Below are 1473 nucleotides of genomic sequence, written 5' to 3'. Positions count from 1 at the left end.
AGCTTGGCGTTTAACCTCGCTGCTGTTTCAAGCGGACATGTTCGGTGAGGGTTTCGGCTCGTTTCACGGTCTTCCCGGGTTCGTGGTGCGGGGCTGGCCTGCGGTTTTTCGAGCCGGGTGGGCGTCCGGGGCCGGGCTGGGAGGGTTGGGGCACACCTGCGGGACGGGCGGTCTTCACGCGGAGGTGGCGGAACCCCCGGCGGACCCGGGCAGGGGTGAGACGGCGGGGCTCGGCCGGCCGTTCCCAGGGACGGCGGAGATCTTCGGCCAGCGGTCGGGCAAGGCGGAGCTGGGTGTGCGCGACGATGATCAGCCAAGTCCACAGGTCGGCGGTGTGCGGGTCGCGGACCTTGGGGACGGTCCAGCCGAGGGTCTGCTTGAACAGCCGGAAAGTGTGCTCCAGGTCGAATCTGCGCAGGAACGCCTGCCAGCGCAGATCGATCTCCTCACCGCTCATCCCAGTGTGTGAGGACCACAGCCAGACCGGCTTCGGGTCGCGGTCGCCGGGCAGGTGCCCTACCTTCAGCCGGATCAACGTGCCGTGGATCAGGGGGAGTTCACCGCAGTGGTCGAGCCAGGGACCACGGGCCGTCAGACGCGGGTGCATCCGGTCCCAGGCGAGGGCTTCGGCCCGGCCGTAGCGGGTGGTGCTTGCGGGTGGTGGCCTGGTCGGGAGTGTGCCAGGAGTCCGGTTTGGCGAAGGTGAGGACGCCGCCGTGCTTGCGGGGCTGCCCGCCGCGCGGGGTGGAGCGTCGAGGTCCTGCGTCGCGGAGCATGACCCGGTCCGAGCGCAGCCGTCCGACCAGCTCGACGGGCAGATCCGCCAGGACGTGGGCGAGGCGGGTGACGTCGTAGCCGGAGTCCATCACGACGAGGATGTCCGCATCGCCCGGCCGCCATTGCCCGGCGCGCACGAGTCGGGTGACGACCTCGCGGAGCTGGGCGGCGGTCACCGCAGTGGCGTCGTCCGCCGGCCCGAGCCGGATAGCGTCCAGCAGTGCGGTCCAAGATGTGCGGCCTGTCTCCAGGGCGGCGACGAAGGAGTAGGGCCAGCCGGGGATGAACTGATCCGCGCTGCGGCCCCGCCCGTAGACGTGGCAGAACAGCAACTCCGGGCTGGTAGGGGCATCGGGACGCAGCCAGTTGCTCACATCCACGGCCAGCACGATCCGCCCGTCGGCTGCCTTCGGCAGCGGGGTGGAGGCAAGCAGCCTGCGGAGACGGCGCGGCTCCAGCCAGCCGTGATTGACCGCGTCGTACATCGCGCCGTGCCCGCGCCGGTGCTCGGCCGTGAGCGTCAGCTCGACCAGCGAGGTGACCGGCCCGTCGGCGCACAGCACTGCGTCGGTGAGCTCGAAGAGCGCGTCCGCGCGGGTGTAAAGACAGTCGTAGAACTGGACACGAAAGTGGGACAGGATGCCCAGTGCGGCGTCAGCGGACTGTTCAGGGGCGAGACTCTTCACCAGCGGCCGT

General features: G+C 70.1%; 1 pseudogene. It reads right to left on the bottom strand.

From position 1 onward, the window contains the following. Positions 1–10: 10 nt before the first annotated feature. Positions 11–1424, bottom strand: a pseudogene (locus tag ACZ7OO_RS44085) (NF041680 family putative transposase). Between the last annotated feature and the right edge of the window lie 49 nt (positions 1425–1473).

This window comes from Streptomyces sp. NPDC111744 (assembly GCF_055634995.1).
Note: the sequence above shows the minus strand (reverse complement) of the source record. Positions and strands in the feature narration are given on the sequence as shown.